Below are 25954 nucleotides of genomic sequence, written 5' to 3' on the forward strand. Positions count from 1 at the left end.
TGCTGGGCTTATGCTTGGCAGCAGCCAAGGCGCTTCGGGACGAGCCTAACCGTCCCGAAGCAGGTCTTAGAGAGATCTGGTGCGATGCTCGAACCTTTGGAGTTCATGACGGAGCGGTGATCCTCTTCGGCCACTTGGCGCTATATCAAACAGTTGCCCGAACAGGCTAGCACGCCGAGTTCAACTCAACAAGCCCGATTGAAAGTCATGCCCACCAAAGCCTACACCTACATCGCCATCGATGTCTCCAAGGACACCCTGCAAGTGCAAAGCGCCGATGGCGCTGAGCAAGTCGACGTCAATGCGGCGTCTCTGAAAAAACTCACCGGACGCCTTGCCCGTTTGGCCAACCCGCTCGTGGCGCTGGAAGCCACCGGCGGCTATGAGCGCCCCCTGCTCGAAGCGCTGCAATCCTGCGGCATCCCGCATTGTCTGCTCAACCCAAGGCGTCTCCGCGGCTTTGCCCAGAGCGAAGGGTTGCGAGCTAAAAGCGATCCGATTGATGCGCGTTTGATCCTGAAGTTTGCCGAGGAAAAGCGCTTGGATCCGACACCGGAGCCTTCGGCCAGCCAGCGTGAACTGGCCAGCTGGATGGATCGCCGGGCGCATCTAAGTGAACAGCTCACACGGGAGAAAAACCGACTGCAAAAGGCCGCCTCGCCCATCGCCCGCCAAATCCAGACGATGATCGACGTGCTTAAAGAGCAACTGGCCGAAGTCGACGAGGCCATTGAAACCATCATCCAAGCTGACCAGCAAATGCGCCTTGAAGCCAAGGCGATGCAAACAGTCCTCGGCGTCGGCCCGGTCACCACATGGACCATCCTGGCCTACCTGAGCGAAATACGTTTCCTGCAGCGTGGCCCACTCACAGCCTTAGCAGGGCTAGCGCCCTACAATCGCGACAGCGGCAAGAAGCAAGGCAAGCGCTACATCCAGGGCGGACGAGCCAAAGTCAGACGCTGTCTCTACATGGCCGCTCGAACCGCCGCCATCCACAATCCCGTCATCAAGGCTTATGTCAGTCGCTTGGTGCACGAGCGAAACAAACCCTTCCAATGCGCAATCACCGCAGCCATGCGAAAGCTCCTCCTGCACCTCAGCTCAATAGTCAAAAACATCAATTATGACCTTGATTAAGACACAGTTGCTCTGTCCTTCCGCAGCGTTTGCCTCACCAAACGTAGAAGCGGCATCTTGCCGCTTTGCCCAATCCAACTGAAACCAAAGCGGCTGGAAGCCGCTTCTACCACAACGGCTACGACGGAGCGTAGCCCTCCAAGCAATCCAGCCGCCTCCCCTTTTACCTTTAATCTTTTTACTCCGCCTTTTTGGTTCGCCTTCAGCGCACAAGATCGGCATACTTTCAGCATGAAAAGTCGACCCGCCAGAAGCCCCCAAAGCTGGCCAAGTATCGCCGACTGCGCGACCCAGCGTCGCCGACTGTAGCTCGAAGTGTCGCCGACACTTCCTGGGAGCGTCGCCGACGCTTCGACCAAAGCCTAGTAAGGGTTTACTCACAACCAAGTGCTTGTTCGCACCTAAACCATGGGGAGGGTTGGGGCAGAACCACGGGGTAGGTTTTGGCGGTGACACGACAGGCACTTGAAACCGCATCCTGTGTTAAATTGTTGCGGTTACTCATATTTCATTCTTGTCATCTTTGCCGGAAACAACAGTAAAGTACTTTACCACGTTGGATGGAACGGTGTTAAACCCTCCCGTCCCATAACCCTCATTCCAACAAGCCTCGCGATCCATGGCGCCTTTGTTATTATCACTGCATAACCCGAAACAAGACCACCCTTGTTCAGTGAACGTTCGCGTCGCTTAAAAAATACTGTTGGAAGAATCAAAATGATAGAATCACAAGTAATAGCGAAATCTGACAAAGAAACCTTCTTGGTCGAAACAGATGGCGAATACACGATCTTGTCGCTCACCGACATTGGCGAACTCGATATCGAAGATGTTCTAAAACATAAAAATTGGGATGATTACGATGATACGTTTGTCAGAATCTTAAACCTCACGAATGAAGAAAAAATTGATCTAGCCATTGAAAACTGGGGAATGAATGAAGAGTGGGCAGCATACCATTTTCAGAAGATCGGATCACCTAGCTCCTTCGTATTCCTGAAGGGTTATTCAAAACGTTTCCTTCCTTACATGGATGTCAGTCCAACAAACATCAAAGATGTGCGATAGGAAAAAATGAATATTTCCAACCAGGCGGCACATACAACTCCGGCCATCGCTCCGCGCTGACCTACGCGTATCACCTCCACGTTATCAAAAATAAATGGATTGGACTAAGCTATCGCTATCATTGGTAACTCCAGTAATTGCCTTACTAGGAGTTTATATCGCATTAGTACAAATGCGAATAAACAAACTGCGATTGAGGCATGAGCTCTTCGAGAAAAGGTTCGCTGTATTTAAATCGGTAAGTGAGTTCTTGGGTTCAATCATGAGAGAAGGAAAAGCAACATTGGAAGCTCAAGCTGATTTTCGGACCGGTATACAGGGAGCAAGCTTTCTCTTTGATGAAAAAATTTCTCGAGTAGTAGAGTCCATATGGGAGCGAGCAATAGACTTAGAAACTAAACAATTCGAAATGAAAGATTTACCGGTTGGTGAAGAACGCTCAAGACTTGCTAGAGAGATTGGGGATTTGAAAAAGTCTCTCAACTCAGAGTTCAAAAATATTGAATTTGAGTTCAGAAAGTTTCTAGATTTGGGGAAAAGTAAATGATTCTAACCAGATGTGTCTAGGAACGACTAACGCCGTCCCAGCACTCATCGACGTTCCACCAGATCACAGAGCACTAGCTCCGCAATCCGGTGAGTCCGTTGCTTAGAGTCTGCTGATCAGCAGCTCGCGCTCGAAGATAAGCTCCTTGGGCAGGTGGTCGGAGAGCTGGAGGAAGAGCGCTTCGTGCTGGAGGATGGACATGCGGGTGCGCTGGCGATCGTAGGACATCGCTTTCTTGAATTGCTCTTCGCTGTAGTCCATGCCGCGCCAGTCGATGTCCTCGTAGTGAGGCATCCAGCCAAGCGGCGTTTCCTGGGCAAAGCTTTGGCCGCTGGAGCGGTCGACGACCCACTTGAGCACGCGCATGTTGTCGCTGTAGCCCGGCCAGAGGAAGTTGCCGTCTTCGTCGCGGCGGAACCAGTTGACGTGGAAGATGCGCGGGGTCTGGTCGAGGCCCTTCTGGAAGTTAAACCAGTGGCGGAAGTAGTCGCCCATGTGGTAACCGCAGAACGGCAACATCGCCATCGGGTCGCGGCGGAGTTCGCCCTGCTTGCCTTCGGCGGCGGCGGTGCGCTCGCTGCCCATCGTGGCGCCGAGGTAGACGCCGTGGCTCCAGTTGAAGGACTGGAAGACGAGCGGAATATCCGTCATGCGGCGGCCGCCAAAGATGATTGCCTTGATCGGCACGCCTTCGGGCTTTTCCCAGTCCGGATCAATGGCCGGGCAATTGGCGGCAGGCGCGGTGAACCGGCTGTTCGGGTGCGCAGCGGGCGTGTCCGAATCTGGCGTCCAGTCCTTGCCCTTCCAGTCGATCAGGTGCGCGGGCTTTTCCTTGGTCATGCCCTCCCACCAAATGTCGCCGTCGTCGGTCAACGCCACGTTGGTGAAGATCGTGTCCTTGGCGCAGGAGGCAATGGCGTTCGGGTTGGTGTCGGCCGAGGTGCCGGGCGCCACGCCAAAGAAGCCGGCCTCCGGGTTGATGCCATACACGCGGCCGTCGGGGCCAGGCTTGAGCCAGGCAATGTCGTCGCCGACGCAGGTCACCTTGTAGTCGCTCATGCCTTCCGGCGGGATGAGCATCGCGAAATTCGTTTTGCCACAGGCGCTCGGGAACGCCGCCGTCACGTAGGTTTTGTTGCCGTTGGGCTCTTCCACGCCGAGGATCAGCATGTGCTCGGCGAGCCAACCTTCGTCACGCGCCATGGTGGACGCAATGCGGAGCGCAAAGCACTTCTTGCCGAGCAAGGCGTTGCCACCGTAGCCGGAGCCGTAGGAAACAATGGTGCGTTCCTCCGGGAAATGAACAATGTGGGTGTTGTCCGGGTCGCAGGGCCAGGCAACGTCCTTCTGGCCGGGCTCCAGCGGCATGCCCACCGAGTGCAAGCACGGCACGAAGAAGCCGTCCTTGCCGAGCACTTCGAGCGCGGCGTCGCCCATGCGCGCCATGATGCGCATGTTGACCACCACATATGGCGAGTCGGACACCTGCACGCCGATCTGTGAAATATTGCCGCCGATCGGGCCCATGCTGAACGGGATCACGTACATCGTGCGTCCCTTCATGCAGCCGTCAAACAGCTTCTTCATCTTGCGGCGCATCTTGCGCGGCTCTTCCCAATTGTTGGTGGGGCCGGCGTCGTGCTTGTTAAAAGAGCAGATGAACGTGCGGGATTCGACGCGCGCCACGTCGCGGGGATCGGAGCGGAACAGGTAGCTGTTCGGGCGCTTCTCCTCGTTGAGCTTAATGCAGCTCCCCTTCTCGATCATCTCGGCAAAAAGCTGATCCGCCTCCTCCTGCGATCCGGTGCACCAGTGGACACTGTCCGGCTGGCACATGGCGATCATTTTATCGACCCACTTGAGCAGGGCCTTGTGATTAGTCTTGGGTTCCGAGTTCGCGAGGATGGGTGACATTATGAAGAACGCTAGGTTTGATTCGAAAAGCTTATCGTGCATCAAAGCGCGCAGCGAAACAACCTTTAGTTCCGAAAAATACCCTACTAGCCACCATTAGGCGCGCTCATAAGATTTGTCCAATCATCCATCCATTCATCACTGTTTTCCGAATAACTCTCCATATCGTCACACAATCGTAAACCGCCAAACACTGAAGAAAATCTTGCCCGCCCGGTGACCGGGCGCTGTAGTTAAATCTTTCCGACCATGAATCCCGAGCAACCCAACCAACCCGGCGGTCAACCCCGCCAGATCAATCTTCAACAAATGGCCCAGCAATTGATGGGCGGATTGCAGCGTCACTACGACATGCTGTCCTTCAATCTCGCTGCCCACGATTGCGTCACAGAAGAGGCCTACAATACACGCACGCACGCGACCAAGATGATGCCCGCCCCCCCGGCGCACCAGAATTTCGAGCAGATGCAGGCCTTTGCCGCCGACATCATGATGCGCAATGTCCTCGGCGACATGATCAACCTCTGCATTGCCGGCCTGAACAATTTCCACATGTTCCTGGCCGCCATCAAGACCCAGAAGGACTTCGGTCAAACCCCGGAAGGTCAGCAAAACATGCAGCAGGCCCAGCAGGCATTTGCCCAGGCCCAAGTCGACGCCAAGTTTAACACCCTTGAGGAAAATTACGGCATCCTTTGCGAGCTGGAGGACACCATCATCTCGATCGGCTTTGCCATCCAGGCCATGATGCAGCACAGCGGCATCATCCAACAGGCCCACCTTGATGACAGCGGCGAACTCGCCTTCGACCTCAAGACCGTGGAAATCCTACAGGCGCCCGCTGAAGGCCAACCGGGCCAAGCGCGCCTCGTCGACCAGCGCAAAGTCCTCCGTGAAGGCGAGAAAGTCTACTTCAGCAAGGACGAGCTGCAGCAGCTTGTGCTGACAGTCGGCTCTTTCCTCGACACCTTATTCAAGTCGGTCGGCCGCTACGCGCAGGAAAACGCGCCTCAGCAGCCGGGCAGCTAAGGCTACGGAAGCAGGTCTAAAACGGCCTCATCCTCAACCACCGCACGAATTAACAAACGGGATCCGGAAACGGGTCCCGTTTCGCTTATGGGGCCATGACTGCCTTGCGCAAACTCCGTCAGGTCGGTCCAGCCCGTGAGGTTTTCGCTAATCTGCAGTTTCCACAAGCGACCATTGGGCGGCGTCCAATCGACCTGGAAACTTGCTCCGGTCCATAGAAGCGCCATGGCAGGCGGCAAGTCGGGCTTCAGCGGGTCAGCGCCATACAGGAACTCATCCCAATTGCTCATACCGTCGCCATCGGGATCGCCATCGGGCCCCGAGTTCGCAATTCCATTTGCATCGCTCAGGCCATACTCCCGCTCCCAACTCGCGGGCAGCCCATCGCTATCGGCGTCATAGGTCGACTCGCCTCCGAGTCCGATGCCCAGTTGGTCATAGAAACTACCCGCCGCTAGCCGCGCGTCATCGGGCGGAATGTATTGCGTGCGCTCCCCGTCCGTCCAAGTGAGCAGCTCCCAATAAGCATCGCCATCGGCGGCAGGCTCATGCAAGGTATGCTCCTGCAAGCAACGGTAGAATCGCGTTTCACCACTCTGATGGTGCTGCACGATGTCGCCCACCGCGTAGGTGATGGGATCGCCCTTGTTGGTGCCACTGGCAGGAAAACCATTCTCTTCACCAATGGTTGCCGACCAACGACTCCAGCGTAAAAAGTCGTCCACCTCGCCCAACCCCAGGAAATTACGAAATGCTGGCGGCAGCACCGTTTTCTGCACATTGTTGCTCGCGATGATATTCGCCGTGCCACTGGCCCAACGCAGATAGGCGCTGCTTCGCGTGTCGTCGTAAACGGTATTTTCCACGGTCACATCGACGCTCGCAGTCGGAATCAGGTGTATGCTGCCCGTATCCCAAGACGAGGGAATCACCAAGTCGTAGGTAAATTCAAATCCGCCAAAGAAGTTGTCTCGCCAGATCCAAGGCGTCACGCCATCGGTGTTGGCAAACTGATACCCCCCGCTGCCACTGCGGCTGGCCCAGTGCACATTGTTTTCAAAGAGAAACGGATCGCCATTTGGCGTGACGCCTGACTTTGCGGCATTGGACACATTGTAGAAGTTACCCGCCGAGGCTAGCAGCACGTTCCCACGGAACGTCACCCCGCCCTGCCGCGTGCCGATTTGCGCGGTGTTGTCCTGGTAGCGCTGAAACGGCGACATCCAGTCCAATGCGCCCCAGAGCACATTGTTGCGAATCAAACAGTTCGCACCGAGCTGCCCGAGTTGCATCGCCTCGGTTCCGGTCCGCACGATGAGGCAATTTTCGACCGTCAAATCGTGAAACATATGCTGCGGGTCACCCTGCGTGGACCCCAGGTAAATGCCTTCCGATCCGGTGTCGTGTATATATAGATGGTGCAGGTAGACCTCGTTCATGTCGAACGAACCGCTGTCCTGCTTGAGCAACATGCCCGCAAAGCCGCCATCCGACACCTCGATGTGATCAATCTCCCAGCCATAGGCCTGCCCATTCACATACACGCAACTATCGCTCTCATTGACCCACTCATTCGCCACCCAAATACCATAACGCTGGTGCGAGAACCCGAAATCGACCGAGCTGACATCCGTATCGCAGCCGGGGAAGTCTTCATGGCCCAGGCCGTTGGCGGTATCGTATTGCCCTGTCAATCGCCAGAACTGCCCATTACGCAGCCCAACCTGATTGGCATAAACCTGCCCTAGAAAATTCGTAATCGGCACCCGATTGCTGGCGCTCGTCCCGTTCACATCTGATAGATCGATGCTGATCTTTTTATAAATGCCAGCCTTGATGAGCAGCTTGTTCGGCGGCGTTAATGCAATGCCACTATTATAATAGATATGCGGGCCGCTCGAATCCGTGGCGCTCCAGATGATGAAATCGCCCTCGTTCACTTCGGGATAGGCAGCGGCAACTTCGGCGTCCGCATAACCGTTGGTATCCCATTTTCCGGAGCGATCCAAAATACGCACTTCGAGCTGAATGTCAGTCACTTCCCCCCCGCTGTCCACGACTTGCAAATCCAGATTGTAACCCGCCTGTGATTCAAAGTCGAAGGAGCGCGTGGCCCAGAGGTCCATTCCCTCCAAGCGGAAGTATTGATTGTCGCCACTGGAGTTATCGAATTCCACGGTGTAAGTCTCGCCAACTTCCCCGCCCGACAAGCTCAACGTCCCCACCAACTGCTCCCACGGACCGTTTTCCTCCAGTTCGTCATTGTTCAGCGTGAGCTGCGGCAGGTCCGCATATTCCGGCGGAACCAGCCCATCATAGAGAAAGCCGACAATCGCATACTCATAGGACCGCCCATCGTAGACTGAAGAAAACTGCATGATCAGGTACCGCCGCTGCGGGATAACGCCGCCCAAATCGTTGATCCGCTTATCACGATACCAGAGAACTTCATTCAGGTGGGGGACGCCTTGGCCATTGTTGAAATTGAGGCGCGTTTCGACCACGCCGTCATCATTGACTGCGTCGGTATCATCGTCCCACCACATCTGCACGTAGCCCAAGTGCGTGCCGCCGGAATAAGTCCAGTAGCGCGTCCACGTCTCCATAATGTGGACCTCATCGTAGTCTGGCCCAAAATCAATGTAGCCATAGCGGTCGTTGTAGCCAGGCGCTGAGTTAGCCCCGCCCGCCCCGCCAACCTCCGCAGCAACGCCATCCCAGGTCGGTTCGCCATCGAAAGCATTTTGCAACGGAAAGTATGCGCCGCCGGTCACCGCACCCGCGCCAGCCGGAGTAATGATTTGCCACTCGGACGGCGGCGGATTTGACCAAGCTGAAGATTGGCCCAAGAGCACGGCCAACATCAGAGAGCGAAACATGGAGTAGCGAAAACACATAATCAGCAGATCTGGATGGCACTGACAATTATTCCCCCACCTACAGTCGGTCAAGGTGTGACAGCGCCTGATCTAACTTTTACATTTCCTTAGAGATAACAGCGCTCATATTTACTTCTTGGTGAAAAAAACGCCACTAATGAAAAAATTTGCTGGCAAGTTATTCACAATTTGCCTTCTGTGTGCCGCTTCCGCAATCAGGCGCCCAACACTGGCTGCTCACGACTAGTCGCATGGACGCTGAAATTAATCTAAATTCTATCAGAAAAGTGGTTGACAGAGGGCCCGGTTAGCCTACTTTCTCCGCTTTTCCCTATTTTCGATGAAGACAACTTTAGCAAAACCAGACGCCGACAAGAAGTGGGTGCTCGTAGACGCCGAGGGCAAAGTCCTGGGCCGCCTCGCCGTAGAGATCGCCAATATCATCCGCGGCCGTCATAAGCCCACCTTCACGCCGCACGTCGATGCAGGTGACTATGTAGTGGTCATCAATGCCGAGAAGGTAGTCCTGACCGGCAAGAAGGAAGAGGACAAACAATACATGTTCCACACTGGCTGGGTTGGTAATGAATACCGCCGCAATGTTGCGCACTTCCGCGCCAAGAAGCCAGCCTTCCTCATTGAAAATGCCGTCAAGGGCATGCTCCCCCGCAACAAGCTGGCTCGCCACATGATGAGCAAGCTGAAAGTTTACGCTGGTTCCGAGCACCCGCACGCTGCACAAAACCCGCAACCGCTCAGCAAGTAATTTAGTTACCTACCATGACCGAGACTCAAACAGTTTTTACCGCCGTTGGCCGTCGCAAGACCTCCTCTGCACGCGTTCGCCTGATTCAGGGCGGCAGCGGCAAGATCACCATCAACGGCCGTGAGTTCGAAGACTACTGCTACTCCGAGATGATGCAGCGCGGCGTCGCACGCCCCCTCGACATCACTGAGACCAAGGCAGACTTCGATGTAGTCATCCTCGTAGAAGGTGGCGGCCCGACCGGTCAAACCGGCGCCATGGCGCACGGCATCGCTCGCGCTCTCCAGAAGTTCAATCCTGAGCTTCGCCCCACCCTCAAGAAGGCTGGTCTCATCACCCGTGACCCGCGCATGAAGGAACGTAAGAAGTCCGGTCAACCCGGCGCTCGCAAGCGTTTCCAGTTCTCCAAGCGCTAACGCAACCCGCGAAGGTTTACTTCACTTTCGAAACCCTTCTGTGGCCGTTGCCTGGGAGGGTTTTTGCGTTTTTACCACGACCGTTACGAAGATTTTTCAATTATCAAAGGTCGGTTTTCGATTTTCAATTCCTACTCATTTCCAACTGATGATTGAAAACTGACCATCGACCACTGACAATTTAACCGACCACCACCACCGCTATGAAACAAGTCAATGTAGGCATCGTCGGCGCCGCCGGTTACTCCGGCGAAGAGATCGTACGGCTTATCGCCGGGCACCCTTACGCCAACCTCACCGCCGTGACCTCCCGGTCCCTCGCGGGCAAGCCGGTAGTGGAAGTCATGCCGCGGTTCCGGGGCCTGCTGCCCAAAGACTTTGTTTTCACGGAATCCGATCCCCAGGCCCTCGCCGCGCGGGACGATATCGACGTCTTTTTCCTGGCCCTCCCCCACGGCGTGGCCGCCGAATACGCAGAGGCCCTCGTCGCCGCAGGCAAGAAGGTGCTCGACTTGAGCGCGGACTTCCGGCTCAGCTCGACCGAGACCTACAAGGAATTCTACGGCGCGGAACATCCTGCCCCGGAACTACTTAAGGACGCCGCCTACGTCATCCCCGAGGTGCATGGCAGCGGTTGGGAAAACGCCAAAATGATCGCCTGCCCGGGTTGCTACCCCACCAGCGTCATCACCCCCCTCGCCCCCCTGCTCAAGGCAGGCCTGCTCGAAAAAGACGGCATCATCGTCAACGCGATGAGCGGTGTCAGCGGCGCGGGCAAGAAGGTGGCGGAAGACTACATTTACTGCGAGCGGAACGAGTCCGCCAAGGCCTACGGCGTGCCGAAGCACCGGCACCTCTCCGAAATCGAGGAGCAGCTCAGCGCCGCCGCTGGCGACCAGGTGATCATCCAATTTACGCCGCACCTCGCCCCCATGAAGCGGGGCATCGCCACGACCATCGTCGCCAAGGCGAAGCAAGCCGGCATCGAGCCCATCTACGCCGAGTGGGAAAAAGCCTACGGCGACCGGCCCCTCGTCTCCCTGCTACCCAGCGGCAAGACGCCCGACACCGCCCACGTCACCGGCACGTCGCGGATCGATTTCTCCGCCGTCTACGACCCGCGGACCGGCAACGTGGTCATCACGAGCGCCGAGGACAATTTGCTTAAAGGCGCCAGCGGCCAAGCGGTTCAACTCATGAACCTCTGGCTGGGCTATCCCGAAACCGCTGGCCTTTTCTAAATATCCGACCATGAGCGACGCTATCCAAATCACCAACCCTTCCCCCGGCATCGGCGACACCCCTGGATTCGTCGCCTCAGGCGTAGCGTGCGATGTGCGCTGCAATGGGAAGGAGCGGCTCGACCTCGCGCTCGTCTATTCGAAAACACCGTGCACCGCCGCGGGCGTTTTCACCACGAATGACGTCAAGGCCGCGCCCGTCGTCCTCGACATGGAAGTTTTAAAGAGCGGCGCTCCGATCCACGGCTTCGTCGCCAACAGCGGCAACGCCAACGCCTGCACCGGCGCTCAAGGCATGGCCGACGCCAAGGAAATGATCGCCCTCGCCGAACAAGCTGCTGGCGCGCCAGCGGGCTCGTTCTTCGTTTGCTCCACCGGCCGGATTGGTCGGCAGATGCCGATGGCCAACCTACGGAAGGGCATTGCTGATGCGGGTTTGGCGCTGGAAGACTCTGCGACGCAAAGTGAAAAGGCCGCCTACGCGATCCTCACCTCCGACACCAAGCCGAAGACCGTCACCACGCGGTTTGACTGGCAGGGCCAGACGATCACCGTCGCCGGCATGGGCAAAGGCGCGGGCATGATCGAGCCCAACATGGCCACGATGCTTGCCTTCGTCACGACCGACGCCGCCGTTGCGAAACCCTTGTTACAGAAAGTTCTCTCGACCGCCAACCAAACATCATTCAACCAAATTACAGTCGACGGTGACATGAGCACCAACGACACCGTGCTGCTGCTCGCCAACGGCGTGAGCGGCATCGAAGTGACCGAAGATCAGGCCGAACTACTCGCGCTGTTCCAGCAAGCCGTTGGCATCGTCTGCCGAAAGCTCGCGGAAAAGATCGTCGGCGACGGCGAGCGGGTTACGAAGTTTGTCCGGCTCTACATCAAGGGCGCGCCGTCCGATCAAGCCGCCGAAAAGGTGGCGCGGACGATTGGCAACTCCTTGCTGGTCAAGACCTCCTGGTTCGGCAGCGACCCCAACTGGGGCCGGCTGATGGACGCCGCAGGCTACGCCCGGGTGGGCCTCGTCGAAGCCAAAGTTGACCTGCACTACAACGACGTCCCCGCCCTGCTTCAGGGCACGCCGCAGGATGACAACCTCGCGCAATGGAAGGCGATTGTCGCGAATAAGGAATTTTCCATCACGCTGAACCTGAATGTCGGCGAAGGGGCCTACGAATTGCTTTCGACGGACCTCTCGACCGGCTACGTTGACTTTAATAAATCCGAATAACACCACCATGGCTCCCACCGCAGCAACCCCCTCCCTCGACGGAATCGACATCACCACCAAGGCCAAAGTCTTGTTGGAAGCGCTCCCTTATATCCAGCGCTTCCGCGGCTCGATCTTCGTCATCAAATACGGTGGCAGCTTCATGGACGATCCAGATCCGGAAACCCGGATGCGGGTCGCGACGGACATCGTTTTCCTCGCCGCAGTTGGCATCAAGGTGGTCGTCGTCCATGGCGGCGGCAAGGCTATCACCAGGGGCATGGAAGAAGCCGGCCTCGAACCGGTCTTCAAGAACGGCCTGCGCGTGACTGACGCCGAGGCGGTGAAGATCGTCGACAAGGTGCTCAACGGCCAAGTCAACCTCGACATCTGCGAGCTCGTTCAGCAAAAGAACGGACGTCCGCTCGGCATCCCCGGTAACTCCGTTTTCAACTGCGAAAAGATGCTCTCCGAAGACGCTGACGGCAACGAGATCGACCTCGGCTTCGTGGGCTCCATCAAGTTCGTCAAGGCCAAGCTCATCAAGAAGGCCCTGACCGACGGCTACACGCCGATCATTTCCCCGGTCGCCGTTGACGACAACGACCAGCCGCACAACACCAATGCCGACGTGGCCGCTGCGGCCGTGGCCGGGGCCCTCCGAGCACGACGATTAGTTTACATGTCCGACGTGCCCGGCCTCCTAAGCGATCCCTCCGACCCAAGCTCGCTGATCTCCACGCTGCACGTCGATGAAGTCGCCGGCCTCAAGGCCGATGGCACCATTGGTAAGGGCATGATCCCCAAGGTCGACAGCGCCGTCAACGCGCTCCACAACGGCGTCCATCGCGTCCACTTCGTCGATGGCCGGCAGCCACACAGCATTCTTTTGGAAATCTTCACGGATCGGGGCATCGGCACCGAAATCGTGAACCGCTAACTCCCCTAATGACCACTGCAACATCACTTTACGAACAATACGTTCTTGGTAATTACGGCCCGCCCAGCACCACTTTTGTGCGGGGTGAAGGCGTCTATGTGTACGACGACGCCAACCGCCGCTTGCTCGACTTTGGCTCCGGCATCGCCGTGACCAACATCGGCCACTGCCACCCGCATTGGGTCGACGCCGTCCAGAAGCAAGTCGCCCAGCTCGCGCACATCAGCAACCTGTATGCGCACGATTCCCAAGGTCTGCTCGCCGAACGCCTCGTGAAAAAGGCCGGCCCGGGCAAAGCGTTTTTCTGCAACAGCGGCGCCGAAGCCAATGAAGCCCTCCTCAAGCTGGCGCGCCTTCACGGCCGGAAGCTCAGCGAAGGCCAGGAAGCTTTGCGTTACAAAGTAATCACTGCTGAGAACGCCTTCCACGGCCGGACATTTGGCGGCATGGCGGCGACTCCGCAGGAGAAGATTCAAGGCGGCTTCCGCCCGATGCTCGACGGCTTTGCCCACGGCAAGCTCAACGACCTGAACAGCTTTGCGGACAAGATTGACGCGCAGACTGCGGCCATCCTCGTGGAAACCATCCAGGGCGAAGGCGGCGTCAACGCGTGCACTCCAGAGTTCCTTCAGGGTCTGCGGAAGCTGTGCGACGAGCACAACCTGCTGCTCATGATCGACGAAGTCCAATGCGGCATCGCGCGGTCCGGCACGTTCTTTGCCTTCGAAGAAGCTGGCATCAAGGCGGACGCCATCGGCATGGCCAAGGGCCTCGGCGGCGGCTTCCCGATTGGCGCAGTGTGGATTGCCGACGCGCACGCGGGCCTCTTTACACCGGGCTCGCATGGCACCACATTTGGCGGCGGTCCCCTCGCCTGCACTGCGGCGCTGGCCACGCTCGACGTCATTGAAGACGAAGACTTGCTCAGCCACGTGCAGAAGTTTTCCGAGCCGTGGATTGCCCGGCTACAGACCTTGATCCGGTCTTACCCGAACCTCGTGGACGAAGTCCGGGGCCGGGGCTACATGGTTGGCCTGGCGCTTAAAACCGATCCACGGCCCATCGTCGTGAAGCTGCGGGAAGCTGGCCTAGTGACCATCCCCGCCGGCGGCAACGTCCTGCGCTTACTTCCACCCCTCATCGCGTCCGAGGACGACCTCCAGGCCGCGACCGACATTATCTTCAAGGTATTCTCTGAGTTGTAATGAAGCACTTCCTGAAAGTTACCGACCTCAGCGTCGAGGAAATCAGCGAGGTTTTTAAGCTGGCTGCCCAATACAAGCGCGAGCGCACCGCCACCCCGAAGCCCCTCGACGGGCAAAGCTGGGGCATGCTCTTCTACAAGAACAGCACCCGCACACGCGTGTCGTTCGAAGTCGGCTTGCATGAGCTTGGCGCGCATCCGGTGATCCTCAGCGCGAGCAATACGCAAATCTCCCGCGGCGAAACCGTGGCCGACACCGCAAAGGTGCTGTCGCGCTACCTGCATGGCATGATCATTCGCTGCTACGAGCACTCGCTGCTCGAGGACTTTGCGGAGTTCGGCACGATGCCGATCGTCAATGCGTTGTCGGATTACTCGCACCCGTGCCAGATCCTCACGGACATCTTCTCGCTCGCCGAAAAGGTGACCGATGGCGACTACCTGAGCGCCGTGCAGGGCCGCAAGATCGCCTTCATGGGCGACACCAATTGCAACATGGCCAACTCCTGGCTCCTTGCTGGCGCGCACCTGGGCATCGACATCGCTCTCGGCGGACCGCAAGAGCTCGCGCCCGGCCAGGAAGTCATCGACGACCTCGCCTCTCAGGGCAAGCCGCTCACGGAGCAGTTCACCACCGATCCGCTGAAGGCCGCCAAGGACGCCGACGTGGTTTACACCGACGTGTGGGTCAGCATGGGCATGGAAGACGAAAAGGAAGACCGCCTGAAAATGCTCCAGCCTTATCAGGTGAATGCCGACGTAATGTCCGTCGCCAAGCCGGACGCCTACTTCATGCACTGCCTCCCCGCTCACCTCGGCGAGGAGGTCAGCGAAGACGTCTACAACAGCCCGGCCTCCATCGTCTTCGACGAAGCGGAAAACCGCCTCCACGTCCAAAAGGCAATCCTCACGGTTCTGACCGCGAAGTAAGGCAAAACAGTCTAGACGTCTTTTCAAAACAACCGAGCGGATGTTAGCGCAACACAGCCTCGGTTGTTGGTCCAACATAGCATCGGTTGTTGCCTCAACATAGCACCGGTTGTTTCCCCAACATAGCATAAGGCTTTTTCAAAACAACCGAGTAGGCTTTTTCGAAACACAGCATAAGGCTTTTACAAGGAGACACCCTATTTTCAAAGATTGTTAAAACCTCAAGGTTAAGCATTTAGTATTCGCCCGGAATTACTGGATATCTTAGGGTGTATTCATATGAAACCTTGGAAGTCCCTGGTCCTAGCGGCGTTAGCCATTTTAGCCCTTGCCTATTTCGCCCTCTGGAAACCACAGCCTTCCGAAAACAATGCGCAACCCAGTACGCCACTGGCGGAGACGCAGGTCGAACACTCCAAAACGCCGAAACCGGCAACCTCTGCTGATTCAGCTGCGGAAAACACGACGCCCCCCAGTAAAACTTTCGCTGAGTGGCAAGCTGACTATCTCCAACAGCCTACGCCACAACTGCTGGCTGAAGGCCAGAAAATCGCAGAGAGCCGACGCGCCCAAATGCTGAACTGGATTCAAAACGATCCCGACCGCGCCATTGATGCGATGCTTTCCTTTGCCGAGTACGAAGCGCTGCCAGAGGAAATTGCCAACATCATCGAGCTGCCGTTCGCGGGGCAGGCCGACATCAGCGCACTGCCCTTTTGCGCCGATCCAGGCGCACATGACCATCACGAAGATCATGAGCATAGCACGCAATACTTTGCCAAACTGCCGGGCTTCCAAGTAACGCTTTACCTGCCTTCTACGCGGGTGGGCCTGACTTCGCAAAAAGGCCTGCCCGTACTGGGCATTCGCGTTGGCGCCATCGCCGCGCTGGTCAATGACCCGGCTCAGGAATTGTCGCGCAGTGAAAGGCTGGCTGCCATCAATGTTCTCGAACTCGATTCACCGGCGCCAGGCAATGTCCTGCTAGGCGACCGTTTTGTCGATGCCTACCATATTTCCGCTGAAGATCTCAGCCAGCGCATCGTGCAAGCAGAGCGGAGCATCACCCCCAATGCAGTGACAGCTGCCATGGCGCTGATGGATGGCGGTGATTACTCCGAGCAGAGTTTCTATGCAGCACTGGAATATGCCGACTCGACGTGGTCCGAGACTCCGAAGGACATCCTGTTCATCCGCATAAATTTCCCCGACAACTCAACGGTCGACAGCTACGCCGATGTCGTGTCCAAGCTCACCGATTGCCAAGCGCTGATCGAAAACAACTCCTACGGCAAAACAACGTTCTCGACGATCACCGTTAACGAAACGGCCATCACCCTGGCCAATCCCAGCACCACGTATTCCGAAGACTACCAATTACTTTATGACGACGCGCTTGCCGCCGCAACGAGCGCAGGGTACAATCCAGACAGCTATGACATTGTGGGCATTGTGTTCGATTACATCTACAGCGATTGGTCCGGGCGCGCCTCAGTCGGTGGCTCCAAACATTGGATCAATGGCGACCGTTCGACCGGCACCTACATCCACGAGTTCGGGCACAATTACGGGCTTTGGCATGCGAGCTCGTGGGATGCCGACGACGGCTCCATCGTCCCCGCCCCCGGTGAAGACACCTCTGACGACGCCCCCGAGCACAACGAGTATGGCGATATTTTCGACATCATGGGGAGCGGGCCGGATGAGTGCGATTATCATGCCTTCGCCAAGAACCGCCTGAATTGGGTTACTGACGACCAAGTGGTTGAATTGGACAGCCTGTCCGATCAGACTATCCGCATTTATCGCTTCGACGATCCCGACGCAGACGCGAATCCCACGCTCGCGGTTAAAGTGCAAATCAACGAATCCGAGACATACTGGATCTCGCATCGGCGTAACCTCAGCAGCAACAGCTACCTGAGCAACGGCGCCTACGTCATTTGGGCGCACCGGACGGACCGCGCGCGACTCATCGACATGACGCCGGACTCCAGCGCCTCCAGTTACAACGACCGAGTTGATGCGCCCCTTGAAGTCGGCGACACCTTCGTGGACCCTACCGGACTTGTCTCCATAACGCCAACTGCTCGCGGTGGTTCGGGCGCCAGCGAGTGGATTGACGTCCGCGTCATCGTCGGCGTGCCGGGCAACACTGCGCCCAGCGTCAGCATCGATCCCGTCAGCTCGCCGCAAGCGCGTGAGCCAATCACCTTTACGGGCAGCGGCTCCGACATCGATGGCGACACCCTCACCTACAGTTGGGACTTTGGCGACGGCAATACCGGCAGCGGCAGCAGTGTGCAGCATACCTATCCGGCAGGCGGCGATTTCACGGTGAGTCTGAGCGTCTCGGACGGACGTGGCGGCGTCGACAGTGACACACTCGCAATCACCGTAGCCGACCCGATCACTCCCTGGTCCTCGACCACCGTAGGCTCTGGTTACACTACGAAAGATATCATCTACCATGATGGACAATTCCTGCTCGGCAGTTTTTACCGAGGCTTGTATCGATCCTTAGACGGCGTGACGTGGAGCAACGACGGCATCTCAGGCCTGCCCAACATGGAGGATGTTCGCATCACCACGGGCAATGATCAATTCTGTGCGATCGTATATGAGTACTGGACTTTAACGCCAAGCATCTACTTTTCCGACGATAGCCTGACCTGGACCGAAGAATCGATTCCCGCCGGATTACCCAAGCTACGCGGCGCCGCCTATGGCAGTGACGTCTGGGTGGCGGTTGGCTATGATGGAACCATCATCCGCCGTGACAGTAATGGGGTCTGGAGCAACATCAGCCATGGGCTGAGCACGGAGTATTTGGAAGACATCATCTACGTCGACGGAGCTTTCCTCGTCTGCGGCAGCGGCAACACCTTGCTCAAATCCGCTGACGGCCTCAGTTGGCAGGATGTCTCTGACACCAACCCCTATGGCAGCTATGCCTACTTCACCGATTTCGAATTGGTCGATGACGTGCTTTATCTAGTATCAGAAGACGTCGCCATTTCAAATGATGGCGGTGACAGTTGGACGGCGCTTGAGCTGAATGCGGAATCCATTAACCAAAGCGTGTTGGCATTCAGCGTGTGCGATGAATTTCTCTTCGTATCTCAGGAGGATTACCGATCTGGCCTATGGGAGTATTTCTACACCATCACCGATCAAGCAACACTAAGCACTGGCGAAGCCGCCAACCCGTCATCGAGCGCTCAACGTCATGCGGCTTTTGGCAATGGGCGCATTGTAACCGGTGGATCGACTCATACTCTTTGGGTTTCCAGCATCTTCAGGGACTCCCAGGCACCCAGCGTCGACCTCACCGCCCCAGCAGAAATTCATGCACGCAGCGATGTGACCTTCACTTGCACGGCCAGTGATCCAGATGGCGATACGCTTTACTATTTCTGGGATACCGGCGATGGCATCTTGCGGCCAGGCGCTTCAACCTTTTCGACACACTATGTCTACGGTGGCGACTACACCTTGCGGGTTGTCGTCTCGGACACCCGGGGCAACATCGTCGAGGACTCGCTCAACATCAGCGTCGAAGAACCGCTCGAGCCCTGGAGTTATCCAAACATCGGCACGAGCTCCAGCATGTATGACATTCTCTACGACGGCTCGCAGTTCCTAATACTCTTGCCTTACAGCGTCTATCGTTCAACCGATGGGACAACGTGGACGCCGCACAGCACGAATGGCTACTACTACCGCATCGAGAGCGGCGACGGCGTTTTCCGAATCGCCGGAGAGAGTTACAACGGTGGGTGGTTCGGCAGCATTTCTGTTTCCAATGATGGCCAGACCTGGACTTCTGAAACCGTACCTGCTGCCCTCCCCCCGCTCAATGACATTGCCTACGGCAACGACGTATGGGTGGCGGTTGGCGATGATGGTTTCATCCTGTATAAATCTTCGGCTGGCAGTTGGACTACGATCAGCCCCGCACAAACCACGGTGGACCTTAACGCCGTCACCTTTGCGAATGGCTTCTTCTTTGTCGGCGGCTACGAAGGCACTTTGCTCCGCTCGACGGACGGCCAGAATTGGACGGATATTTCGGGCAACACTCCTTTCGATGAAAACGACACGATCTACAGCATCACGCTGCTCAATGGCGCGCTTTATATTGGAAGCCAGGGCATCAGCGTTTCGACCGATGATGGCGCCACCTGGCAGTACGTCTACGAACCATTAACGAATGGCTCCATACGCACGGGCTCCTATGCAGATGGCTTATTCTATTTTTCGGCGAGAGATTTCGATTTCGACATCGGGTCCTGGGTGAACTTTGACCTCTTCAGTGAAGACGGTGAAAGCTTCACCCAGCTCGAAATTGACTCAACCGCTACCCGGCGCGGATCAACGTTTGCCAACGACCAGCTCTACATCGTTGGGACAAACGGTTACTTTCGCACTTCTGGATTACTTAGCGCAGCTGTCGACCAACTGGAAGACTGGATGACGGCCAATGTGGCCAATCCGGCTGATCGCACCCCGACCGCTAATCCGGACTACGATACGCTGAGCAATCTCCTTGAATATGTGCTCGGGCTCGACCCGCAAACGGCCGATACATTCGAACTCTCCTGGGATTTTTCTGGTCTAACTGCGAGCGGCTTGCGTTTGCGTATGGACGATCCCAATGTGGCCATCACAATCAACGTTTCAGATGACCTAATCGCGTGGACTGATGTGTCACTCAGCTACAACAGCGGCAGCGGTGAATGGGAATCAGACCACCCCTCACTGCTCACCGTTGCAAGCGCAACTGAGGTTGAAACGGGCCTGTGGGAATTTTCCTTCAACTTCACCACCAGCGAGAACCAGTATTTCCTGCTCGTTGAGGCAAGTTATACGGAGTAACATGGACCTCACTGGGGTCGTTGGCATGGCTAGCTGGCGTGATTTACGCACGCGAACATGAAAAGAGTTTCATAATATTGCGGCGACTGAAACTAATTACGCTGAGCAGTTTTTAAGGGGGTATCCGTAGTCGCGATTGCTGTGTCGATTGCGCTGAAACCGATCAACCGGAAAGCCATTATACCATGCTCCCTAGTAATCATCTGGCCCCCAGCCGTCTGCGCTCACTGCTGTGCGCAAGCGCGCTCACCTTATTTGGCCTCAGCGGCTCCCTGTCCGCGCAAAACCAAATCCTCACCGTTTCACCCGATACCGCCGCGCAAGGAGATACCGTCACGGTTACCTTTACCCTGGATGACGATACGCCTGCCCCTCCTCCATCCAATGTTTCCCCGACCAGTGTCACGCTGGGCAGCATCAGTGGCTCTTCGTTAGTGCATCAGTCCCAGACTGTCGTTACTGCGGAATTCTCGATACCGGACGACGCAACAGTCGGCGCGCTGGATGCTGAAGTCGTATTTACAATCAGCGGTAACACACTTACTTTTACGCTTGATGACGCGTTCACGGTCACGGGTACGGGCACATTTACGTCGAGTGAAGCAGAAGATGGCTACAATCTCTTTGCCCCCATTGGCGATACCGACACCTACCTGATGGACAACGACGGCAACTTGATCAACACGTGGAGCAGCAGCTACCGTCCGGGGCTATCCGTCTATTTTCTGGAAGACGGCTCCTTGATTCGCACCTGCAACGTCAGTAGTGAAGACTTCGATTCTGGCGGCTCAGGCGGCCGCGTCGAACAGTATGACTGGGATGGCAACCTGATCTGGGAATATGATTACTACAGTGACGAGTATTGCCAGCATCACGACATAGAAGTCATGCCCAATGGCAACGTGCTCCTCATCTCGTGGGAGTTGATCAGCGAATCAGACGCCATCGCGGCAGGGCGTGATCCCGATGTGCTTGGCGAAGGCGAACTCTGGTCCGAAAAGATTGTCGAACTGGAGCCTTCGGGCGATTCCGACGCCACCATCGTCTGGGAATGGCGCGCATGGGATCACCTCATCCAGGATTACGATTCCAGCCAAGCCAACTATGGAACAGTCGGGGATCATCCTGAGCTAATCGACTTAAATTACGTCCTCAATGACAAGGCCGACTGGCTGCACATCAATTCGGTCGATTACAATGAGGAGTTGGATCAAATCCTTCTTTCCGTGCATAACTTTAGCGAGATTTGGATCATCGACCACAGCACCACTACGGCGGAAGCCGCAAGCCACTCAGGAGGCGATCTCGGTATTGGCGGAGACCTGCTTTACCGCTGGGGGAATCCACAAACCTATGACGCTGGTGATGACGACGACCAAATCCTCTTTGTCCAACACGACGCGGAGTGGATACCCGAAGGCTATCCCGGCGCGAACGACGTACTCATTTTCAACAACGGCAAAGGCCGTCCAGATGGTGATTACTCATCGATCAATCAAATCACCACGCCGATCAATCCAGACCGCAGCTACAGCTTCAATGATGTAACGGGAACCTATGATCCCGAAAACAGCACCTGGACTTATACGGCCGATGAACCTACCGATTTCTATGCGGCAAGCACCTCCAGCGCTCAACGCCTCTCCAACGGGAATACCCTGATCTGCAATGGACCCGCTGGCTATTTCTTTGAAGTTACTGAGGATGGCGAGACTGTCTGGGCTTATGATGAAGGCTCGTCAGATTTTCGCGTCAAACGCTACAGCCCAACCTATGCAGGATTCATCGGCACCGGGTACTATGATGCTGCGGTCTATCAATACCTCACTTACGCAGTCGTCGACACCGATCAAGTGGACTGCTATGACGCCAGTGATGAAATCAGTGAACCCGCTCCTGGTGAATCGTTTGCAGGACAGGACGCGCAATACACTGGCTACGGCACAAGCTATACACTGAGCGACGATGGCTTAACGGTTTACGATAACATTACCGGCATGACTTGGACCCAAACGCCCGACCTGAACGGAGATGGAGTCATTAATGTCGATGACAAGCTTACCCAATCTGAAGCACTGTCCTACGCCGAGACGCTGAACGACGAAAACTTCGGCGGCTATAATGACTGGCGCCTCCCCTCCATCAAAGAGCTCTATTCGCTGATGAATTTTGCGGGCACGGAAATCAAAACTGATGATCTCGACGCCAGCAGCGCCCAGCCCTTCATTGATACCGACTATTTCGACTATGGCTACGGCGACACCGACGCTGGCGAGCGCATTATCGACTCTCAATTCGCCACAACGTCTATTTCCGTGGCGCAAATCTTAACTGGCGAAACAGGCGTGTTTGGACTGAATATGGCCGATGGGCGCATTAAGGGATATCCGCTTGTACTCGACTTCTATGTGTATTATGTTCGTGGAGGCGAGGGATATGGCCAGAACAGCTTTACCGAAAACGGGGATGGCACAGTAACTGACTCCGCTACGGGACTCATGTGGCAGCAGGACGACAGCGGAGCTGGCATGATCTGGGAAGATGCATTGGCCTATGCCGAAGATCTTGAACTGGGCGGCTACACTGACTGGCGACTCCCCAACGCCAAGGAGCTGCAAAGCATACTGGATTACAGTCGCTCTCCAGATACGACTTCCTCGGCAGCCATTGATCCGGTCTTCAACTGCACCTCGATCTTAAATGAAGATTACGCAGTCGACTACCCTTGGTATTGGAGCAGCACCACTCACATGAGTGAGAGCGGCAGCGCCCACTACGCGGTCTATGTCTGCTTCGGCCGCGCGATGGGCTACATGAACAACACTTGGTTGGATGTCCATGGGGCTGGTGCCCAGCGTAGTGACGAGAAAGTCTTTTCCCTCGATAACGTGGTTGCTCAGGACAACGGTTACTATTCAAGCATCGCGCCGCAAGGCGATGCAATGAGGTTCTACAACTACGTCCGCTGCGTCCGTGGAGCTGCTGAAGCGCCAGCGACGGACTCCGACGACGATGGCATTTCTGATTGGGTGGAATACCAATACACCGGCAGCACGACCGGCTTGGCAGCCAGCAACGATGATGACTCCGATGGCATGACCAATGAGGACGAAATCCGCGCAGGAACCGACCCAACTGACAGCGCCTCGGTCTTTGAAATGCTCACCATTGCTTTCGACGGTTCCAGCCCAACCATTACCTGGACAAGCGAGCTGGACGAGACCTATACGGTGCAATACTCAACGGACCTTGAAACGTTCACCGACCTCCAGTCCAACATACTGGCCACACCTCCGCTCAACAGCTATACCCCGGCAGAACAAAGTTCGAGCGTCGTCTTTTATCGCATCATCAACGAGTGATGCGGTGAGACGGCGCGTTGAGCGCATATCTGTCCTCGCCGCGTGAGATGCACGCGCATCTCATTTCCAAAGCTTTGCTTTGGATGGCAGGCCCACAGGGACTCGAACCCCAACTAAAGGTACCAAAAACCTCTGTGCTACCATTACACCATGGGCCTAACGTAAGCGCTGTAAACTACATCTGAGACCATGCTCGTCAAGCATGGATCGAAAGATTTTTTCTAAAAAATTAAACGAAGCCCCGCAAAGATAATCACGCCCCACACCAGCCACTCGAATTGCTTCTGTGGGATGTATTTTACAATTCTGGGCGCCACCAGGCACGCCAAGGCCGCCACCGTGCCTAGAATCAGGCTAACGCGGATCGAAGTGATGTTCACCATCCCAAGCTCCGCCTGAAACGGCAGCTTGAACAGGTTAATGATGAAGAATAGCCACGCCGTCGTTCCGATGAACGCAAACTTCGGCAACTTGACCGCCATCAGGTAAAACGCCGCCACCGGGCCAGCCGCATTGGCCAGCATCGTGGCCAAGCCGCCTGCGACGCCAGTGCTCCAGATAAACCACTTGCTATGCGGCACTTTGTCCTCTCCTGCCTGCTGTTTGCGCAGCATCCATTTACGCCCAAAATGCAGCGCAGTCATCACCAGCAACAGAAAGCCCATCACTATCCTAAACTCTTGGGCCGGAATTTGATGAAAAAGCATCCACCCCGCCACAACGCCGATCGCCATGGGTGGCAATAGCCGCCACACGTACGGCCACTCTGCATTGCGACGGTAAATGATAATCGCCACGATGTCGCCGCACACCAATACCGGCAGCAAATAGCCCACGGATTCCTTGGCCCCAAAGACTTCAGCAAAAATCCAAATGCTGACATTGCCGGCGCCAGGCAATCCCCCTTTGGCAAGGCCAATCAAAGCCGCGCCCAACGCCGCAAACAGCCACTCATGCATGGTGAAGCCCAGAAATTCCATTAGTTTGCTTCCTCCATCGCCTCGCTGAATGCTCCATCCTTTACATGGACAATCTTCCATTCACGCGCATCGCCTTCAGGCGGTTCAGTGCCCGTCGCGATAACCTGCAAATCTGGCCCGACCGCTCGCCAGAAGCCTGCCCGGCGCACAGGATCAAGCTCGCCCAGCACATCGTCCGCGAGCACCACGGGGGCCAAGCCCGTTTGCGCTTGAAAATAGCGCAACTGCGCTAACCGCAGCGCCACCACGAGCCCGCGTTGCTGACCATCTGAAGCAAAGTCGCGCGCTTGCCGCCCCTTGAGCTTAAACGCTAAATCATCACGATGCGGCCCCTTCTGCGTAGACCCCATCGCCTCGTCGCGGCGGGTATTCTGTTCCAGGACTTTGAGGAATGCTTCCGCAGTGTCGGCCTGGCAGTCCGCCTTGTATTGCAGGGCCGGAGATTCATCCACCCCGCACAATTCGGAATAGCACTCCACCAGCGATGCCGACAACTGCTCTACGCCTTTGGCCCGAGCCGCAATCAGCCTCACCGCTTCCGCCGCCAATAGACGCTCAAACGGTCGACGCGACGACGCTGGCGCCTCATCCTTCAGGAGTTTATTCCGGTCCCGCAAAGCGCGCGTATAGCGTGAAAGCGCCGTAAAGTAATCCCGGTCCGTGGCGGCAAGGGTCAGGTCCAACGCACGTCGCCTCAGCCCAGGCGATCCACGTAGTAGCTGGATATCCTCCGCCGAAAACACGACGGTCGGAAATTGCCCGATAAAGTCCGCCAGTCGCGGCGCCCGTTCACCATCGACTTCGATCTGTTTCGCGCCACTCGCCAAAGTCAGCGTTATTTCCGTTTCGCCCCGCTGCTCATGATCCAGTTGGAAAAACACGCGACCTTGCTGCTGGTTTTGCCGAATGAGTGGCCGCGTTTCGGTGGTGCGAAACGATCGCGCGGCCGTCACGAGTCCCGCTGCTTCGAGCAGGTTGCTTTTCCCCTGCCCGTTCGGCCCAAGCAGGAACACACTATCCGCCTCCATCACCACAGCGGCCAGGGCGATGTTGCGGAAATTTTCAGCGTGTAAGCGAAGCAGGCGCATTCCGCATCAACGTGACAAGCCGCGTTGTGAATGCAAGCCGAGTCTTAGCTCCAGCGCCTGAGAGTAGTCAATCGATCCATCTATAGCGAAATCATGCCGGCCGATTAGTCAGGAGCACTTGTCATGTTTTAAACGATACAGCGCGTTCCCGATGACCAAGGACTAACCAATTAGGCAGCCTGATCGGAGCTCTTATACACGAAGTGTTGTGTCGCACTAACAGGGGCCAGGGATTCGCTCGAAATGGAACGCCGAATCGAGGACTCAGTCGCCTCCGAATTGGGCCCAACCCAAGAGCGGTAGGCCAGCAATGCGACGAGTAGTCCCAGTATGGCTATAGGAAAATATTTAAT

General features: G+C 56.5%; 17 protein-coding genes and 1 tRNA gene. 13 read left to right on the forward strand and 5 right to left on the reverse strand.

All coding sequences use genetic code 11. The features are described 5' to 3' along the window. The first annotated feature begins 207 nt into the window (after nucleotides 1-207). The 3 genes from RBB63_RS00760 (at nucleotide 208) to RBB63_RS00770 (ending at nucleotide 2755) form a co-directional block, all read left to right on the forward strand. A complete protein-coding gene (locus tag RBB63_RS00760) occupies nucleotides 208-1140 on the forward strand; it encodes an IS110 family transposase (RefSeq protein ID WP_309380103.1) in 933 nt (310 codons plus the stop codon). Between the two features lie 666 nt (nucleotides 1141-1806). After that, nucleotides 1807-2208, forward strand: a complete 402-nt coding sequence (locus tag RBB63_RS00765; protein WP_309380105.1) for a hypothetical protein — start codon at nucleotides 1807-1809, stop codon at nucleotides 2206-2208. A 262-nt stretch (nucleotides 2209-2470) separates the two neighbouring features. Next, nucleotides 2471-2755 carry a hypothetical protein gene (locus RBB63_RS00770; RefSeq protein ID WP_309380107.1) on the forward strand — a complete coding sequence of 95 codons (285 nt, stop codon included), beginning with the start codon at nucleotides 2471-2473 and terminating at the stop codon, nucleotides 2753-2755. 102 nt (nucleotides 2756-2857) lie between these two features. Here RBB63_RS00770 and RBB63_RS00775 read toward each other — a convergent pair whose 3' ends face one another. Beyond that, nucleotides 2858-4669 carry a phosphoenolpyruvate carboxykinase (GTP) gene (locus tag RBB63_RS00775; protein WP_309380108.1) on the reverse strand — a complete coding sequence of 604 codons (1812 nt, stop codon included), beginning with the start codon at nucleotides 4667-4669 and terminating at the stop codon, nucleotides 2858-2860. 249 nt (nucleotides 4670-4918) lie between these two features. On the opposite strand from RBB63_RS00775, the gene RBB63_RS00780 reads away from it, so the two are divergent. Further along, entirely contained in the window at nucleotides 4919-5698 is a 780-nt protein-coding gene (locus RBB63_RS00780) for a hypothetical protein (RefSeq protein ID WP_309380110.1), read from the forward strand. A 2-nt stretch (nucleotides 5699-5700) separates the two neighbouring features. Here RBB63_RS00780 and RBB63_RS00785 read toward each other — a convergent pair whose 3' ends face one another. Beyond that, nucleotides 5701-8577: a hypothetical protein gene (locus tag RBB63_RS00785; protein WP_309380112.1), complete on the reverse strand. Its 2877-nt coding sequence runs from the start codon at nucleotides 8575-8577 to the stop codon at nucleotides 5701-5703. A gap of 340 nt (nucleotides 8578-8917) precedes the next feature. Between RBB63_RS00785 and rplM the strand changes: the two genes are divergently transcribed. The 9 genes from rplM to RBB63_RS00830 all read left to right on the forward strand — a co-directional run bounded on the left by rplM (nucleotide 8918) and on the right by RBB63_RS00830 (nucleotide 23533). Beyond that, complete coding sequence (rplM, locus tag RBB63_RS00790; protein ID WP_309380114.1) at nucleotides 8918-9343, forward strand: 50S ribosomal protein L13; 426 nt, start codon at nucleotides 8918-8920, stop codon at nucleotides 9341-9343. Nucleotides 9344-9357: 14 nt separating this feature from the next. Then, entirely contained in the window at nucleotides 9358-9759 is a 402-nt protein-coding gene (gene rpsI, locus RBB63_RS00795; protein ID WP_309380116.1) for a 30S ribosomal protein S9, read from the forward strand. A gap of 203 nt (nucleotides 9760-9962) precedes the next feature. Next, nucleotides 9963-11000, forward strand: coding sequence for an N-acetyl-gamma-glutamyl-phosphate reductase (argC, locus tag RBB63_RS00800; RefSeq protein WP_309380118.1), 1038 nt, complete (start codon nucleotides 9963-9965; stop codon nucleotides 10998-11000). 10 nt (nucleotides 11001-11010) lie between these two features. Continuing rightward, nucleotides 11011-12240 (forward strand): bifunctional glutamate N-acetyltransferase/amino-acid acetyltransferase ArgJ, encoded by a 1230-nt coding sequence (argJ, locus tag RBB63_RS00805; protein ID WP_309380120.1) that lies wholly within the window; start codon nucleotides 11011-11013, stop codon nucleotides 12238-12240. Beyond that, a complete protein-coding gene (gene argB, locus RBB63_RS00810; RefSeq protein ID WP_309380122.1) occupies nucleotides 12218-13159 on the forward strand; it encodes an acetylglutamate kinase in 942 nt (313 codons plus the stop codon). The genes argJ and argB overlap by 23 nt, the downstream gene beginning before the upstream one ends. An 8-nt stretch (nucleotides 13160-13167) precedes the next feature. Further along, on the forward strand, nucleotides 13168-14364 hold the full coding sequence (locus RBB63_RS00815) for an aspartate aminotransferase family protein (protein ID WP_309380124.1): 1197 nt from the start codon (nucleotides 13168-13170) through the stop codon (nucleotides 14362-14364). After that, nucleotides 14364-15293, forward strand: a complete 930-nt coding sequence (gene argF, locus RBB63_RS00820; protein WP_309380126.1) for an ornithine carbamoyltransferase — start codon at nucleotides 14364-14366, stop codon at nucleotides 15291-15293. Before RBB63_RS00815 ends, argF begins: the two co-directional genes overlap by 1 nt. Before the next feature lie 279 nt (nucleotides 15294-15572). Continuing rightward, the gene (locus RBB63_RS00825; RefSeq protein WP_309380128.1) at nucleotides 15573-20171 is read left to right on the forward strand and encodes a PKD domain-containing protein; all 4599 of its coding nucleotides are present in this window, start codon (nucleotides 15573-15575) and stop codon (nucleotides 20169-20171) included. A 185-nt stretch (nucleotides 20172-20356) separates the two neighbouring features. Next, nucleotides 20357-23533, forward strand: coding sequence for an Lcl domain-containing protein (locus RBB63_RS00830; RefSeq protein WP_309380130.1), 3177 nt, complete (start codon nucleotides 20357-20359; stop codon nucleotides 23531-23533). Nucleotides 23534-23617: 84 nt separating this feature from the next. On the opposite strand, the gene RBB63_RS00835 is transcribed toward RBB63_RS00830, so the two are convergent. The 3 genes from RBB63_RS00835 to recF form a co-directional block, all read right to left on the reverse strand. After that, a tRNA-Gln gene (locus tag RBB63_RS00835) sits at nucleotides 23618-23691 on the reverse strand. A 63-nt stretch (nucleotides 23692-23754) separates the two neighbouring features. Then, entirely contained in the window at nucleotides 23755-24513 is a 759-nt protein-coding gene (locus RBB63_RS00840) for a sulfite exporter TauE/SafE family protein (RefSeq protein WP_309380132.1), read from the reverse strand. After that, nucleotides 24513-25601 carry a DNA replication/repair protein RecF gene (recF, locus tag RBB63_RS00845; RefSeq protein ID WP_309380134.1) on the reverse strand — a complete coding sequence of 363 codons (1089 nt, stop codon included), beginning with the start codon at nucleotides 25599-25601 and terminating at the stop codon, nucleotides 24513-24515. Before recF ends, RBB63_RS00840 begins: the two co-directional genes overlap by 1 nt. Nucleotides 25602-25954: the final 353 nt, after the last annotated feature.

Source organism: Cerasicoccus frondis, assembly GCA_031296915.1.
In the GTDB taxonomy this organism is placed as follows: domain Bacteria; phylum Verrucomicrobiota; class Verrucomicrobiia; order Opitutales; family Cerasicoccaceae; genus Cerasicoccus; species Cerasicoccus frondis.

What these genes read in the sequence shown, in the direction of transcription:
- RBB63_RS00760 (WP_309380103.1), top strand. Translation starts at nt 208, where the DNA reads ATGCCCACCAAAGCCTACACCTACATCGCCATCGATGTCTCCAAGGAC.
- RBB63_RS00770 (WP_309380107.1), top strand. Translation starts at nt 2,471, where the DNA reads ATGAGAGAAGGAAAAGCAACATTGGAAGCTCAAGCTGATTTTCGGACC.
- RBB63_RS00775 (WP_309380108.1), bottom strand. Translation starts at nt 4,669, where the DNA reads ATGTCACCCATCCTCGCGAACTCGGAACCCAAGACTAATCACAAGGCC.
- RBB63_RS00780 (WP_309380110.1), top strand. Translation starts at nt 4,919, where the DNA reads ATGAATCCCGAGCAACCCAACCAACCCGGCGGTCAACCCCGCCAGATC.
- RBB63_RS00785 (WP_309380112.1), bottom strand. Translation starts at nt 8,577, where the DNA reads ATGTTTCGCTCTCTGATGTTGGCCGTGCTCTTGGGCCAATCTTCAGCT.
- rplM (WP_309380114.1), top strand. Translation starts at nt 8,918, where the DNA reads ATGAAGACAACTTTAGCAAAACCAGACGCCGACAAGAAGTGGGTGCTC.
- rpsI (WP_309380116.1), top strand. Translation starts at nt 9,358, where the DNA reads ATGACCGAGACTCAAACAGTTTTTACCGCCGTTGGCCGTCGCAAGACC.
- argC (WP_309380118.1), top strand. Translation starts at nt 9,963, where the DNA reads ATGAAACAAGTCAATGTAGGCATCGTCGGCGCCGCCGGTTACTCCGGC.
- argJ (WP_309380120.1), top strand. Translation starts at nt 11,011, where the DNA reads ATGAGCGACGCTATCCAAATCACCAACCCTTCCCCCGGCATCGGCGAC.
- RBB63_RS00815 (WP_309380124.1), top strand. Translation starts at nt 13,168, where the DNA reads ATGACCACTGCAACATCACTTTACGAACAATACGTTCTTGGTAATTAC.
- argF (WP_309380126.1), top strand. Translation starts at nt 14,364, where the DNA reads ATGAAGCACTTCCTGAAAGTTACCGACCTCAGCGTCGAGGAAATCAGC.
- RBB63_RS00825 (WP_309380128.1), top strand. Translation starts at nt 15,573, where the DNA reads ATGAAACCTTGGAAGTCCCTGGTCCTAGCGGCGTTAGCCATTTTAGCC.
- RBB63_RS00830 (WP_309380130.1), top strand. Translation starts at nt 20,357, where the DNA reads ATGCTCCCTAGTAATCATCTGGCCCCCAGCCGTCTGCGCTCACTGCTG.
- RBB63_RS00840 (WP_309380132.1), bottom strand. Translation starts at nt 24,513, where the DNA reads ATGGAATTTCTGGGCTTCACCATGCATGAGTGGCTGTTTGCGGCGTTG.
- recF (WP_309380134.1), bottom strand. Translation starts at nt 25,601, where the DNA reads ATGCGCCTGCTTCGCTTACACGCTGAAAATTTCCGCAACATCGCCCTG.